The organism is Pseudoalteromonas sp. SWYJZ12 (assembly GCF_015864395.1).
In the GTDB taxonomy this organism is placed as follows: domain Bacteria; phylum Pseudomonadota; class Gammaproteobacteria; order Enterobacterales; family Alteromonadaceae; genus Pseudoalteromonas; species Pseudoalteromonas arctica.
The window spans coordinates 30,991-45,112 of the sequence record NZ_JADYXH010000009.1 but is presented as its reverse complement, the minus strand read 5'-3'; the positions used below and the strand labels follow the sequence as shown (position 1 = coordinate 45,112).

The following is a 14,122-nucleotide window of genomic DNA, read 5'->3' as shown; positions in this document are numbered from 1 at the left end:
TACTTCATACAACAGAGAACAAAAATGAAAAAAATACTACCCGCATTAATAACAGGTTTATTACTAAGTACAGCAGCGCAAGCCGACGAGGGACCAGTAACAGCACAAAAGCTAAGTGAGCATATATACGTACTATTTGGGCAAGGCGGTAATATTGCAGCAAGTGTAGGCGATGATGGCATTTATATTATTGATGATCAGTTTGCCAAGTTATCAGACGACATTAAAAAAACGATTAGCGATTTAAAACCAGGCAGTGCAGAGTTTGTTATTAATACGCATCATCATGGCGATCATACCGGTGGCAACGAAAACTTTGCTAAAGCGGGTGCGCACGTTATAGCACACGACAATGTACATAAACGTTTAGAAGAGCAGCATGGAGAAGGGTCAGACTTTTTACCGCGCATTAGTTTTGGTCACGATTTAAAACTGCATTTTAATAATGAACATGCCCATGTAGTGCATTACGAACATGCACATACTGATGGCGACTCGGTTGTTTTTTTTAGTAACGACAACATAGTGCACATGGGCGACATTTACTTTAATTTTGGCAGCTTACCGTTTGTTGATGTAGATAGCGGCGGCAGCGTTGATGGTATTTTAGCGGCAGTAGACGATGTAGTTAAACAAATTGACGACAACACTAAAGTAATACCAGGACACGGTAAGGTAAGTGACCGTTCAGGACTGATAGCGTATGGTAAGCTAGTTCAAAACGCGAAAGACGTAATGCTAAAAGCAATGCAAAATAATGCAAGCTTAGAGCAAGTACTTAAAGCCGATCCATTGGCAGAACTTGGTCTTGAATACGCAGGCTGGTTACCAAAAGAGAAAGTAACCACACTTTTTTATCGCAGTTTAAAGTAGTACATCTAAAGTAAAAAACATGATACAAAGCTGAGTGTATTCTTGATTTAATCGAGCGTACATTCGGCTTTTATTTTCTTATGCCTAAAGGAGTTGTGTATGTCGGCAGAAAAAACCCATCTTGAAATTTGTAACTTAACCAGAGAGCAATATCCGCAAATTAAAACCTTGATGGATCAAGCGTATCCCGACTTAGGTGGTGCGTGGCCAAGTCATACCATTTTTAGATTAATAGACCAATTTCCTGAAGGGCAAATAGGTATTGTAGATGACGGTGTGCTGGTGGGCTTAGCATTAAGTGTACAAGTTGATTACACACGTTTTTCAAACCCGCATACATACGAAGATATTGCAGATGGTCACGACCGGGTATTTAGCGATACCGACGGCGATGCGCTATACGGCTTAGATGTTGCCATTAGCGAAACTCACAGAGGCATGCGCTTAGGTCGTCGCCTTTATGATGCCCGTAAAGAACTGTGCCGCCAATATAACCTACGCGCTATTTTAGCGGGTGGGCGTATTCCGCGTTATTACAATCACAGTAGTGAAATGACGCCAATGGAATACATTGCAAAAGTAGATCAGAGAGAGCTATACGATCCTATTTTAAGTTTTCAGTTATCTAACGATTTTCAGGTAAAGCGTTTACTTAAAAAGTACTTACCAGAGGATCAAGAGTCAGTTGGTTACGCCACTTTACTTGAGTGGAATAACATTATGTATGAACCAACCGACACGGTACTCGAGTCAACTAAATCAATTGTGCGTGTAGGTGCTGTGCAATGGCAAATGCGTTGTGTTGAATCGGTTGAAGAAATGCTAAAGCAGGTTGAATACTTTGTAGATACCGTATCTGACTACAAAAGTGACTTTATATTATTCCCTGAATTTTTTAACGCGCCATTAATGGGCTTAGGAAATCAAAGCAACCAAACTGAAGCGATTCGTTATTTAGCGGAATATACCGAAACGTTTAAAAACGCGATGTCGCGTATGGCAATAGAATACAACGCCAATATTATTACTGGCTCTATGCCGCTTGCCGAAGACGATAAAATTTATAACGTGAGTTATTTATGCCACCGCAGCGGTAAAATAGACGAGCAACGTAAAATACATATTACCCCGCATGAGCAAAACGATTGGGTTATTCAAGGCGGCGACAAAATTGCTGTATTTGAAACCGATGCTGGGCGTGTAGGTATTCAAATTTGTTATGACGTAGAGTTTCCTGAGCTTTCACGCATATTAGCAAAACAAGGGTTAGATATTTTGTTCGTCCCATTTTGGACCGATACTAAAAATAGCTACTTACGTGTGCGCCATTGTGCACAAGCGCGTGCAATAGAAAACGAATGTTATGTGGTTATTGCAGGCTCGGTAGGTAACTTACCACAAGTAGAAAGCCTTGATGTGCAGTACTCACAATCGGCTGTGTTAACGCCATCGGACTTTTCGTTCCCGCACGATGCAACACTTAACGAAGCCACACCTAATACAGAAATGCTGTTATTTAGTGACCTTGATATGGATAAGCTTAAAATCCTTCACAGCGAAGGCACAGTGCGTAACTTAAAAGATCGACGTGAAGATTTATACGACGTAATTTTGAAAAAGAGAGATGTTTAATGGCGTGGATTTATTTGGTTATTGCCGGTTTACTTGAAATTGGCTGGCCGATAGGTTTAAAAGTTTCACAAAACCCAGATACTCGTTGGCAGGGTATCGCAATAGCGGTGGCATTTTTAGTCGCTAGTGGTTTTATGTTGTGGCTTGCACAAAGGCAAATATCAATGGGCACCTCATACGCCGTGTGGACAGGCATTGGCGCTGCGGGTACGTTTTTAGTGGGTATATTGTTTTATAACGATGCCGCTACATTTGGTCGTATTGCGGGAGTATTAATGATTATTAGCGGTGTGATAACACTTAAAATAAGCTCTTAATTGGTAATTTGAATAAACGCTTAATTATGAATAGCGCAGGTATAAAAGCCTGCGCTTTTTTATGCTCTTAACTTGGTAGCATGACTAAAACAGCGGCAATGGCTATGAGTATTAAGCCTGCAGTATCTTGTTTTTTAAGTGGCTGTTTTAACCAAAGTACAGCAATTAGCATGGTAAAAAAGACTTCAACCTGCCCAAGTGTTTTAACGTAAGCAACATGTTGTAAGCTCATTGCACTAAACCAGCCAATAGAGCCGATACAACTAAAAACACTAATTGCGGCTGTAGTGCCTTTGTATTGCCACAGTTTACTGAGTGTTTGCGGTTCTTTTAATAATAAATAGCTCAGTAGTATTAGTGTTTGTAAGCTAATTACAAACAGCAAAACCCAAGCGGCTGAGTGTGGAAATAATAATCCTGAGTTTAAGCTGGCTTCACGTACCCACAGTGATGTAAGTGCAAAGCAAGTACCACAAGCAAGGCCTAATAATGCCGTTTTAGCATTAAAGTGTTTAACGCTTGTTATGCCGCTGAGTAGCAATACGGCAATAGCGCCAAAAAACACACCAAGCCAACCGAGTAAAGAAAGTGCCGAGCCAAAAAATAATACACCTAAAATAGCAGCCACTAACGCCTCGCTTTTGGCAAGCCCAGCACCTACGGCGTAATTATTCATTTTAAATAACTTAACCATTAAACCAGTGGCAAGTATTTGCATCACACTTGCGCCTATAATAAATCCCCAAAAGGCATTATTAAACGTAGGCATGGCGGTATCTTGATATTGATAAAGGCCATATAAATACACGGCAGCAATAGGGCCTGCAATAATAAAGCGGGAGAGAGTTACGCCAGCCACACTCACATCGTTACTTAATTTACTTTGCAGGGCATTACGCCATGCTTGCATAAAGGCGGCTAAAAAAGTGAAAAATATCCAGGTCATGGTCGTCATCGTTAAAATGTAAGGCAGTAAAGTTAACAAGCTTTGTGAAGTAAAGCGATGCATTAACTATGATGTTGAATATTCATCATCTGCGACATTATGTCGCATGGGTTTGAGGATATATTTAGCTATAGTAAGCCTGATGTTATTGTTAGCCGCCAGCGTTTGTCATAAAACGTATCTGGCGGCTTTTTTATTGCGCTTATGCTAAATTATCCGAAACATCAAAAGGATAAATTATGACAACATTAGTTGTATGTGCATTACTTGCGGTATTAATGCCTTACTTTGCAAAAGTGCCGGTTGCTATAGCAATGGCAAAATTAGGTCGATACGACAATAAACACCCAAGGGCGCAACAAACAAAATTAACCGGCTTTGGTGCACGGGCGCTTGCTGCTCATCAAAACTGTTTTGAATCGCTTGCTGTTTTTGCTGTCGCTATTGCAGTTGTACTGGGCACTAACTCTGTAGGTGCAGTAACCGAAATGCTAGCTGTTACGCATATTGTGTCGCGTATTTTGTATTGCGTATTTTACTATATGAACCTAGATATAATTCGCTCATTAGTGTGGTTTATTGGTTTGGGTACAGCCATTGCCATGATTGTGGTGAGTTTGTAACTTTATAGCGTAAAACCACAAAGCAAGCAGCCTAAAAGGGCGCTTGCTTTGTAGTCTTGAACAACTCGAGGTGTTAATGCGATACTTTAATTCGCTCTATTAAATCGGTAGGCGCCACTTCACTATTAATCGCAAAATCTAGTTGCACAAGTACATCTTCAAAACCTGAATCTGATGCTTTATATTTCCATTTTGCTAGCGCCTCTTTCGCTGATTTATCAAAAACATCTTTAGGTTTAGATTGAATAACACTAATGTTTTTTGTTTTACCGTTTGCTGCAATATCGTATTTTAATACAACAGAGCCGCTGATCCCTTGTTGAGCTGCTTGTATTGGGTAAGCAGGTTCAATGCGTATTGTTGGTGAAATGTGATCCTCTTTAGTCATTGCTTCTGGTTGCTTTGCAATTGCTAAGCCACTTAGCATGCTTGCGGCTACAAGTAATAAGCCACCTTTAGCAAACTTTGAACGCTCCCCGTTGTGTTTTATATTAGTAAGTCGTTGTAACATGGTTTTTTTATCTCCGTAGTGTGAATAAGCCATAAGTCCTGTGGGCGCATTTGCCGCGCAGTTTATTAAGGCTTTGCTATATAAAATATGTTGTTGTGTGGTTTTATTGCTAAGTACCCGTTCATCACAAGTCAGCTCTTGTAGTCGGCGCATGCTTGCGTAACAAAACCAAGCTAGTGGGTTAAACCAAAGTAAAATAGTAGGTAGTAATATAAGTGCGTTTGTTAGGTTGTCTTTGCGTTTTATGTGTACGTTTTCGTGCTCTAAAATAAGCGCTAATGTGGCTTTATCAAACTGGGTATTGTAGTTACTCGGTAACACCAGCTTGCTGTTTAAAATACCCACCACCATTGGCGTTGCCACATATTGACTGGTGTAGGTTTTAACACTAGTGGCAAGAGTGCCTTCAAATTGTGTTAACTCAGTTAACTGCAGGCTTTTAACAAAGCGGGTATGCGTAATAAAGCTAGCTATTAATAACCCTGCGGTAATAAGTACATATATGAGCGCCCAGCTAATACCCATTTCATGTGTAAAAGGCTGGTTAGGGGTGATTAAGTAATGGCTAATATTGCTATTTTGCAGTGGTTTAATCGCATTTGGTAAATTAGCAATAACCAATGCCGCAGGTAATAGCCATGCTAATTTATATACAAACCGCGAGCCAAGGGCTTTTAAACCAAATCGCTCGAGTAAAATAAATCCACAAAACAAAATGCTTAATAGTAATTGCTGCTCAATCAACCAATTAAAACCAGTTTGAATAACCATGTTAATCCCTTACTTTTGGTTTTTTTCCCAGTCATCTATAACTTTTTTAAGCTCGTTTATATCTTGCTGAGAAAGCTGCTCCGATTTAGCAAAACCACTTACAAGTGGCGCAATACGCCCACTAAAAAAGCGCTCAATAAAGTTTTGGCTTTCTTTTAAGGTGTAGTCGGCGCGCTCCATACACGGCATATAAATATACTGACGACCTTCTTTTTCAAATGTAAGTGCGCCTTTTTTTACTAGTCGACCTAGTAGGGTTTTAATGGTTTTTTCGTGCCATTGCTTATCGTCGCTTAAGCGCTCAATTATTTGGCTCGCGGTGGCGGGGTAGTTAATCCAAAGTGCGTCGAGCACGTCAAACTCTGCTTTTGATAACTCAATCATGCTATTGCCTACAAATGTAATCTTTAATTAAAGACTACACCTGTAATCTATAATTGCAAGTTTATTTTTTAAATTTTTGAGATGTAATTAAGTGACTTGGTATTAGACTTTTGAAATATCGTTTTTATTAATTTGTATATATTGGTTTTCAGGTAGGTTTAGTTTTGAAAGGGTGAGGTCACTAAATTGCACTCTAAATAAATCAATTACTTTATATCCGCAGTAATGCGCCATTTTACGTATTTGTCTGTTTAGCCCTTGTTTTAAAACAATACTAAACTGATTGCTGGCTATTTTATTTACTTCACAAGGCAGGGTTATGTGTTTATCAACGGGTACGCCTGCTGCCATTTTTTTACAAAAAGCATCGTCTAAAGGCTTATTTACGGTGACTAAATAATGTTTAGGCTGGTGGAAGTCAGGATGTATTAGTTGATTACAAAAATCCCCATCGTTGGTCAAAATAAGCAAACCGCGAGAGTCTTTATCTAATCGACCAATAGGGTAAACGCGGGTGAGTGTGGGCAAATGGTGAATAAGGCTGGCTGGGTCATCAATATTTAATTTACAGTCAATACCTACTGGTTTGTGGTACGCAAAATAAACTAAATCGGCAGCACCTTTAATTTCTTTTTCGTTCACAATTATTGTGTCTTGCTCATCAACGTGATCTATATGATTTGCTGGGCGATTATTTACAGTCACCACACCTTCATCAATTAAACGCGATGCCTGTTTACGAGAACAAATACCTGCATGGGCAATATATTTAGCGAGTCGGATTTTTGTGCTCATAACGTGTGACGCCAGCGGCTAATAAAAATTTGATCGTGATTATAGCAAAGCTGCGTATCGATAATGTTAAATAACCAGAACTCAGGTTAAATATAAAAAGGTAGCCAAGATGGGTATTAAATTTTCACAGTTAAAAAAGCACGAACCGCTACAAAAAGTCATTGTTCACTCGTTAGATATGGCGCTTTATCAAGTATCGGTAATGATTAATAACGTTGAATATTATGTAACAGAAGACAGCGGTGAGTTTTTAAGAGCGCTCAGCCCACTGCATGTTCAAAAGCGTTTTGAAAAAATAGCGTATGCCGAAATGGTACTGCGCCAAACAAGTGCTTACGATGAAATGTGCGGTCAGCCGGATAAAACCAGCAGCAATATGCTTGAAGTACCTTACGGTAAAAATAATCTTTATTGATTGAGCTAATTTGCTAGTATCTACTTTTTAAGGGCGATAAATGTATCAATTAAAAGTAGATAATACCGATGCGTTAAACTCAGCGCTTCGCGCACAAATGGTTGAATTTAACGCCCAGCATTTTGATGCGCAAAGAGTGCCATTAGGCTATAAATTTACTGATGAGCAAGGCGAGCTTGTTGCCGGTATTAGTGGGTGTGTGTTTGGAAATTGGCTGATGATTAATTGGCTTTGGTGTAGCGATAGTGCACGAGGTAAAGGGCTTGCAGATAAATTGCTAACGGCACTTGAGCAAGCTGCTATTGAGCTAGGAGTAACAACTGCTCAGCTTGATACACTTGATTTTCAAGCAAAACCTTTTTACGAAAAGCGCGGTTATAGTGTTAAGTATCAACTTAATAATTACCCACGCTCAGGTACGCGTTACTTTATGGAAAAGCCACTTTAATTTTTGCTGGCTATTTTTCTTTTAGTGGCTCGCCTTCAAAGGTAATTCCTAAAAAAGGTGTTGCCTCTGGTGCTAACATAAAAGTGCGAATATTTAGGTGATCATCGCCTTTTGGGTTTTGCAGCACGTCTTGTCGGTAAAACTTACCAAAGCAATCTAACGTATTTTGTTTACTTAAATCGTTTAATTTAGCAAACGCAAAAATTTTACATGAGCCGTTGTTCTCACTCGCAGCGCTAAGTAATCCATGGTTATTAAAGCCACATGCAGTAAAGTCGTAATTTGCTTCAATCACCGCCATTGTATCGGTAAATTGAATGCTTTTTGGGTTTTCAGCAAGTGCTTTTAAATAGTTATTTAGTGTCATGTGTTACCTTTGGATTTTTAATTATTTAGCGCTCAACTCTAGCTCATCTGTTTGCTGATTTATATTGAATTTAAATCGCGATAAAAAGTTCATCCCTAGCAAACCTTGTCCGCGTGTGTTTTCAATGCTCAACACTTCAAAACCATAAATAATTTGCGAGCCCACTTTAAACGATTCAATTTGATAACGCTTTACAATAATTTGACCATTCGCTGTATTTACCGTTACATCGCCTAAATACAAAGGCAGTGGCGAAATTTTCTCAATAATATTTGTAGGTAGTGAGGTCACGCTTGCGCCTGTATCAATTATTAGTTCGGTCGATAGATTGTTATTTATTTCGGTGTTTATTAAGTAATGCGCGCCGTAAGGCGTTAAAGCAACAAAGTCGTCTTGCGATTGTGCTTTATTGATCATAGCTTGCAGTGTTTGCACTTGGCTTTTTAGATTGTGCTGGTTTGGCATTCGATCAAGGGTTGCTTGTGCACTAATTAAATCGCCTTGCTGAAAGTAGGCGTACGCAAGCGGATATAAAAACTGCGCGTTATCGCTTTTATAATCAAGCCAAATTTGTGTTTGCTCAATAATAGCTTGCCAATTTTGTTGCTCAGTTAATGTGTGTAATTCGTTTTGAGTGAGCGTATTTAAGCGTGTATTTACGTTGTTTTGCTGATCAGCAGGTTGTAATGAATTAAGCTCAAATAAAGCAATAATGGCGTTTTGTGTTTGCTCGCTATTTATTAAATACTCAACCTGTAAGTTAAGTAATTCTACGTTATAAGGGCTGTTATTTAATAGCGCATTGAGAAATGATTCGCTGAGTAATAAATTGCTATTTAGCCATGTTTTAAGCTGTATCAGCCACGATGAATAAAGGTTTTTTGCACTTTCTGGATTGCTGTTTTTGAGTTGTCGATAGCTACTAAGTGCGGCTTCAAATTGGTGTTGTTTAAATTGCTGCTTTGCCGTATTTAGTAACGTATCTTGTTGTTTAGGCGATATGCTTTGCTGGGTACTTTGCGTTTTTTGTGGTGTAGTTAACGCAGGCTGCGGCCATAATAAATAAGCGTTAAGGCTAAGCGAGCCAATTAATAGCAAGGTGATTAGCTTGGTATAGTGGCTCATTGTGACCTCTTATTTTTAATAGGTTATTTAATAAAGTGCGTTAAGGCATGAATATTGGCTATTTCAATATCGGCCAGCCCTTTATAAGCATAATTGGCGCCTTGATCGTTTAACCATACCGATTGGCAACCGGCATTATTTGCGCCTTGTACGTCGGTATCTAGGCTATCGCCAATATGTAAAATATCGCTTTTAGCAACATTTAAATGTGTGGCTGCTTTATCAAATAGGGTGCTGTGAGGTTTTGCTTTACCGTGCATACCTGCTTGCAGTACGAGTTCAAATTTATCGTGTAAGTTAAAGCGTTCAATTTCAACATTGCCGTTAGTAATTGCAACAAGCGTAAAGTGTTTGGCTAGGTTATCTAGTAAGTTAAGTACGTCATCGCTTACGACTATGTTGCTGCGCGCATCGGCAAAGGCGTTATAGGCGGCATTTGCATGGCGCTCTACTTCATCTGCGGTAAAGCCAAGTTTAGAAAGCGCTAAACGTAGGGTGTGTTTGCGCCATTTAGTTACATCATCCGCGAGATCTGGGTTTTGTATTACGGCAAGTTCTCGGCATAGTTGCCAGTACTTTAGACCTTGCTCTTGATAGCCAGGTAGTGCGTTTAAATAATTTTGTTGGGCTTTAACGGCTGCTTTTATAATAGGGTGGTTACTGTATAACGTGTCATCTAAATCAAAGCTCATGACAGAAAATGGCTTAATAGCACGATTAAATCGGATCATATTTATTTTCCTAATCAGTTCGTTTTTTTGCGCGAGGGTGGGTGTTGTCGTACACCTTGGCTAAATGTTGAAAATCTAAATGTGTATATACTTGTGTAGCCGACAAACTGCTGTGCCCTAGTAATTCTTGCACGGCGCGTAAATCACCAGACGATTCTAAAATATGTGACGCAAACGAGTGGCGCAGCTTATGCGGGTGAACCTGCGAGCTAATGCCTTGTTTTATTCCCCACTCTTGCATGCGTAGGCGCACTTGGCGAATCGAAATACGATTTTTTTGGCTACTTAAAAATACTGCTATTTCATCGGGCTTTGCAAACTGAGGGCGTATTGTGAGCCATTTTTTTAATGCATCTAACGCTTTTTTGCCCACCGGAATTAATCGCTCTTTATTGCCTTTACCACGCACTAAAATTTCGCTATTGGCAGCACTAATATCTTGCATGTTAGCGCCAACTAACTCACTTATACGCAGCCCTGATGAATACATAAGCTCCATCATTGCTTTATCTCTAATAGCGAGAGGTTCGTCGTCGGGTATTTCGAGCAAGCGTGCCATTTGATCTACATCGAGATTTTTAGGCAGGGGCTTTGCAAACTTAGGGCCTTTTATACCTATTGCCGGATTATGGTAATGCGATTGCTCGGCAATGTTTTTTGCTTTTAAAAACTTATACAAACTACGAATGCAGCTGAGCTTTAAACTAATAGTACGCCCACTTAATTGTTTTGAGCGTAGTGCCATGCTGTAGCGGCGAATATGCTCGCCTTGCACGCCAAACCAGTCGTCACATAATTTGCTAAAATAAAGTGCTGCAAAGCCAAGCTGGCTTACATATTGGTTTACGGTGTGCGCTGAATATTGTTTTTCAAACTTTAAATAATCGCTAAATAGCGTTATAGGTGTACGCCAATTGTCGCTTAACTGGGTAATATTAGGCGCATCGTCACTCATGCTAGTTTTTGCAACCGCAGGTGTAATGCGTTTATAAAGTCGAGTACAAACAGATTATCTTGAGCGGGCTCAAAATGGTTTACGTTACTGCTACCAAACGCCAAAATAGCGATAGGGTGCTTGGTGTCGCCAATTAAATAAATAGCGACAGATTGTGTATCTTCACTAAATAATAATTCGCGCTCTTGCTGATTAATACGCCCTAAATAATGCCCAGAATGGGTAAGGCGATGCGCAATAAGTTCGTCGTATTTGGGATTATATTTTACTAATTTGCAGTCGTTAACATCTTCACTTGAGCAAATTATATTGCGTAGATTATTTGCAAGAGTATCAAAATCGTCATGATTCCAAAGCTGGCGATGGCACTGGCTAAACAAACGATATACAAGCTCGTTTTGCGTTGCATGCTTGCTCATAGCATCTATTTGGTTTTTTAAAAGCGTGTTGTGCTCGCGTAATTGGCGTTGCTGAATATGTACCAGCGACGTTGCACCTTGAGCTTGCTGTTGCAGCTCAAGTTGTGCGAGTAGCTCCGGGTGTTGAACCAAAAAATCAGGATGTTGATGTAAGTAATCAATAACCTGTTCTTTACTTAGCTCGCTCATAGCGCTACTTGCCCGTCGAACACATGCTCTGCGGGGCCAGTCATGCGTACTGGGTGACCTTCGCCACTCCAACGTACTTGTAAGCTACCGCCTGGTAAATCTACTTGAACGGTTGTTGATAATTTATTTTGCATGTGACCAATAACCATTGCTGCACACGCACCTGTGCCACAGGCTAGGGTTTCGTTAACGCCTCGCTCCCACACTCTTAATTTAATGTGTTCATGCGATACAACTTGCATAAAGCCAATGTTCGCTTTTTGCGGAAAACGTTCGTGGTTTTCAAGTAATGGACCCAATATATCAACTTGCGCGGTGGTTACGTCGTCAACTTCTAGCACGCAATGCGGGTTACCCATAGATACCGCGCCACTAAATACAGTGTGTTCTTCGGTTCTAATAATATAAGTAAGCTCACGCTTGCTCGCTTTTAAAGGGATTTTACTTGGCTCAAAATTTGGATGACCCATGTTAACCGTTACTTGACCGTCTTTTTCTATGTAGAGCGTTAAGTTGCCCGACTTGGTCGACACAGTAATTTTATGCTTGTTAGTAAGGCCCTTCATACGTACAAAGCGGGCAAAACAGCGTGCGCCGTTACCGCATTGTTCTACTTCGGTACCATCGGCATTAAATATTCGATAATGAAAGTCGAGATCAGGAGAGTATGGCGCTTCAACCATTAGCAATTGGTCAAAGCCAATGCCAAAATGGCGATCTGCCAGTTTTTTGATTTGATCTCGCGACAAAAAAACATTTTGTGTAATGTTATCAATCACAACAAAGTCGTTGCCTAAGCCGTGCATTTTGGAAAAATTAACTAACATAGCGCTCTAATTCGGTTTTGCTCTGTGCTAATCATGCCACAGAGCAGCTAGTAGACAAAAACGTTTATGGTAAAACTTTCTCACCCTGATAAAGGCTTTCAATAGTTTCGCGTTCACGAATAAGATGATGCTGCTGACCATCTACCATTATTTCTGCAACACGCGGGCGCGAGTTGTAGTTTGAACTCATGGTAAAGCCGTATGCACCAGCACTTCGTTGTGCGAGTAAGTCGCCTTGTTTAAGCGCTAGTTCACGATCTTTTCCTAAAAAGTCGCCGGTTTCGCACACAGGGCCCACAATATCAAAGTTGTGAGTCGGTGTTTCGTCGTCGCGAACTGATACCGGAATGATTTTTTGCCACGCTTGATAAAGCGCAGGGCGAAGCATGTCGTTCATACCTGCATCTACAATGGCAAAAAATTTGTCTTGGTTTTGTTTAATAAATTCAACTTGAGTAACTAAAATACCTGCGTTAGCTGCAATAGCGCGCCCTGGTTCAAAAATTAGTTCAAGGTGTTTATAGTTAGCTAAGCGTTCGGTAACTTGCGCTGCATATTCACTTGGGTGCGGTGGTTGCTCGTTGTTATATGGCACGCCTAAACCGCCACCAATATCTAAGTGAATTAGCTCAATACCGTTGGTTTTTAGCTCATCAATAAGCGCCATGAGTTTATCAAGGGCTTCTAAAAATGGTCTAACTTCAGTTAATTGAGAGCCAATATGGCAATCAACACCAATAATTTTTAAACCAGGTAAAGCCGCTGCTTGTTGATAAACACTTACAGCAGTTTGTATATCAATACCAAATTTATTTTCTTTTAAACCAGTAGAAATATACGGATGTGTTTTTGCATCTATGTCGGGGTTTACGCGAATAGAAATAGGCGCTTCTAAGTTAAGCTCGCAAGCCACTTCAGAAATACGCTCAAGCTCAGAGGCTGATTCAACGTTAAAGCATTTAATCCCCAATTTTAATGCGTACGCTATTTCGTCTGCTGTTTTAGCCACGCCCGAAAAAACCACTTTAGAAGCATCGCCTCCCGCTTTAATTACACGCGCAAGTTCGCCTTTGGATACAATATCAAAACCCGATCCTAGGCGCGCTAATATATTAAGCACGGCAATATTTGAGTTTGCTTTTACGGCGTAACACACCAAGCTTTTATGATTTTTAGTGGCGTTAGCAAACGCTAAATAATGGCGCTCAAATGTAGCGCGCGAGTACACATAACACGGCGTACCGTATTGCTGCGCTATGCTTGCCACACTGACGTCTTCGGCAAATAATTGGTTGTTTTTGTAGTTAAAATAATCCATTTATTGCTCCTGACTTTGCGATATTTTGGCTTGCTCAGCGGTAGTGGCTGGCTGAGCTGTATTTTGAGGTTGGTTTTGCTCTGTTTGTTGCTCTGGTAAATATAACGGACCGCTTTGTCCGCAGCCAGCTAAGGCGCTTAACAGTACAGTGCTTATTAATAGTTTTTTTAATTGTAAGGTATGTGTCGCTTTCATTAGATTAATACGGTTGCTGGCTTTATAATCGCAGAGTAACAGAATATCTAAAAAATGCAGCTATTCGCGGATGATTTTATTCCTGTTACACTAGGACTTGTTTATCTCTCGAGGTTGAATTTGCGCTGCCCGTTGGGTTCGTCCTAGGAACGATTTACTCTTTGTTGCTCGGTTTTAACTTAGTCCACTAGGTTACAAACCTCGCGCCGCGATTAAATCGCCCCTAGATAGAACAAATTTCAATCCTGAAAGGTTAACAGGCCCTAGCTGCACATTTTTAA

At 40.2% G+C, this 14,122-nt stretch carries 18 protein-coding genes; 6 read left to right on the top strand and 12 right to left on the bottom strand.

The genetic code is table 11. The features are described from left to right. Window positions 1-24: 24 nt before the first annotated feature. The 3 genes from I6F42_RS11890 (at window position 25) to I6F42_RS11880 (ending at window position 2,822) form a co-directional block, all read left to right on the top strand. Complete coding sequence (locus I6F42_RS11890) at window positions 25-873, top strand: MBL fold metallo-hydrolase (RefSeq protein ID WP_165729336.1); 849 nt, start codon at window positions 25-27, stop codon at window positions 871-873. A 99-nt stretch (window positions 874-972) separates the two neighbouring features. Continuing rightward, window positions 973-2,505, top strand: a complete 1,533-nt coding sequence (locus tag I6F42_RS11885) for a bifunctional GNAT family N-acetyltransferase/carbon-nitrogen hydrolase family protein (protein ID WP_166419551.1) — start codon at window positions 973-975, stop codon at window positions 2,503-2,505. Next, window positions 2,505-2,822 (top strand): multidrug efflux SMR transporter, encoded by a 318-nt coding sequence (locus I6F42_RS11880; protein ID WP_166377884.1) that lies wholly within the window; start codon window positions 2,505-2,507, stop codon window positions 2,820-2,822. The genes I6F42_RS11885 and I6F42_RS11880 overlap by 1 nt, the downstream gene beginning before the upstream one ends. Window positions 2,823-2,889: 67 nt before the next feature. Here I6F42_RS11880 and I6F42_RS11875 read toward each other — a convergent pair whose 3' ends face one another. Continuing rightward, the gene (locus tag I6F42_RS11875; RefSeq protein WP_197152275.1) at window positions 2,890-3,768 is read right to left on the bottom strand and encodes a DMT family transporter; all 879 of its coding nucleotides are present in this window, start codon (window positions 3,766-3,768) and stop codon (window positions 2,890-2,892) included. Window positions 3,769-4,007: 239 nt separating this feature from the next. On the opposite strand from I6F42_RS11875, the gene I6F42_RS11870 reads away from it, so the two are divergent. Next, window positions 4,008-4,391: an MAPEG family protein gene (locus I6F42_RS11870; protein ID WP_002961011.1), complete on the top strand. Its 384-nt coding sequence runs from the start codon at window positions 4,008-4,010 to the stop codon at window positions 4,389-4,391. 73 nt (window positions 4,392-4,464) lie between these two features. Here the strand turns inward: I6F42_RS11870 and I6F42_RS11865 are convergent, their stop codons facing one another. The 3 genes from I6F42_RS11865 to I6F42_RS11855 all read right to left on the bottom strand — a co-directional run bounded on the left by I6F42_RS11865 (window position 4,465) and on the right by I6F42_RS11855 (window position 6,852). Beyond that, window positions 4,465-5,673 carry a TonB family protein gene (locus tag I6F42_RS11865; RefSeq protein ID WP_197152273.1) on the bottom strand — a complete coding sequence of 403 codons (1,209 nt, stop codon included), beginning with the start codon at window positions 5,671-5,673 and terminating at the stop codon, window positions 4,465-4,467. Window positions 5,674-5,682: 9 nt separating this feature from the next. Continuing rightward, window positions 5,683-6,057, bottom strand: coding sequence for a BlaI/MecI/CopY family transcriptional regulator (locus I6F42_RS11860; RefSeq protein WP_007580531.1), 375 nt, complete (start codon window positions 6,055-6,057; stop codon window positions 5,683-5,685). A 102-nt stretch (window positions 6,058-6,159) separates the two neighbouring features. Then, window positions 6,160-6,852: a pseudouridine synthase gene (locus I6F42_RS11855; protein ID WP_007580533.1), complete on the bottom strand. Its 693-nt coding sequence runs from the start codon at window positions 6,850-6,852 to the stop codon at window positions 6,160-6,162. Window positions 6,853-6,961: 109 nt separating this feature from the next. On the opposite strand from I6F42_RS11855, the gene I6F42_RS11850 reads away from it, so the two are divergent. Continuing rightward, complete coding sequence (locus I6F42_RS11850; protein ID WP_197152272.1) at window positions 6,962-7,267, top strand: DUF6482 family protein; 306 nt, start codon at window positions 6,962-6,964, stop codon at window positions 7,265-7,267. A 40-nt stretch (window positions 7,268-7,307) separates the two neighbouring features. Further along, window positions 7,308-7,715, top strand: a complete 408-nt coding sequence (locus I6F42_RS11845; RefSeq protein ID WP_197152271.1) for a GNAT family N-acetyltransferase — start codon at window positions 7,308-7,310, stop codon at window positions 7,713-7,715. Between the two features lie 10 nt (window positions 7,716-7,725). On the opposite strand, the gene I6F42_RS11840 is transcribed toward I6F42_RS11845, so the two are convergent. The 8 genes from I6F42_RS11840 to I6F42_RS11805 all read right to left on the bottom strand — a co-directional run bounded on the left by I6F42_RS11840 (window position 7,726) and on the right by I6F42_RS11805 (window position 13,841). Beyond that, window positions 7,726-8,082, bottom strand: a complete 357-nt coding sequence (locus I6F42_RS11840; protein WP_197152270.1) for a HopJ type III effector protein — start codon at window positions 8,080-8,082, stop codon at window positions 7,726-7,728. Window positions 8,083-8,103: 21 nt separating this feature from the next. Beyond that, window positions 8,104-9,207 (bottom strand): retroviral-like aspartic protease family protein, encoded by a 1,104-nt coding sequence (locus I6F42_RS11835; RefSeq protein ID WP_197152269.1) that lies wholly within the window; start codon window positions 9,205-9,207, stop codon window positions 8,104-8,106. Window positions 9,208-9,230: 23 nt separating this feature from the next. Next, a complete protein-coding gene (locus I6F42_RS11830; protein WP_197152268.1) occupies window positions 9,231-9,938 on the bottom strand; it encodes an HAD-IA family hydrolase in 708 nt (235 codons plus the stop codon). Between the two features lie 10 nt (window positions 9,939-9,948). Next, window positions 9,949-10,893, bottom strand: coding sequence for a tyrosine recombinase XerC (locus I6F42_RS11825; RefSeq protein ID WP_197152267.1), 945 nt, complete (start codon window positions 10,891-10,893; stop codon window positions 9,949-9,951). Continuing rightward, complete coding sequence (locus I6F42_RS11820) at window positions 10,890-11,501, bottom strand: DUF484 family protein (protein WP_197152265.1); 612 nt, start codon at window positions 11,499-11,501, stop codon at window positions 10,890-10,892. The genes I6F42_RS11825 and I6F42_RS11820 overlap by 4 nt, the downstream gene beginning before the upstream one ends. Next, entirely contained in the window at window positions 11,498-12,328 is an 831-nt protein-coding gene (gene dapF, locus I6F42_RS11815; RefSeq protein WP_007580548.1) for a diaminopimelate epimerase, read from the bottom strand. The genes I6F42_RS11820 and dapF overlap by 4 nt, the downstream gene beginning before the upstream one ends. Window positions 12,329-12,392: 64 nt before the next feature. Continuing rightward, window positions 12,393-13,646 carry a diaminopimelate decarboxylase gene (gene lysA / locus I6F42_RS11810; RefSeq protein WP_197152263.1) on the bottom strand — a complete coding sequence of 418 codons (1,254 nt, stop codon included), beginning with the start codon at window positions 13,644-13,646 and terminating at the stop codon, window positions 12,393-12,395. Further along, the gene (locus I6F42_RS11805; RefSeq protein ID WP_024592613.1) at window positions 13,647-13,841 is read right to left on the bottom strand and encodes a lipoprotein; all 195 of its coding nucleotides are present in this window, start codon (window positions 13,839-13,841) and stop codon (window positions 13,647-13,649) included. Window positions 13,842-14,122 lie beyond the last annotated feature (281 nt).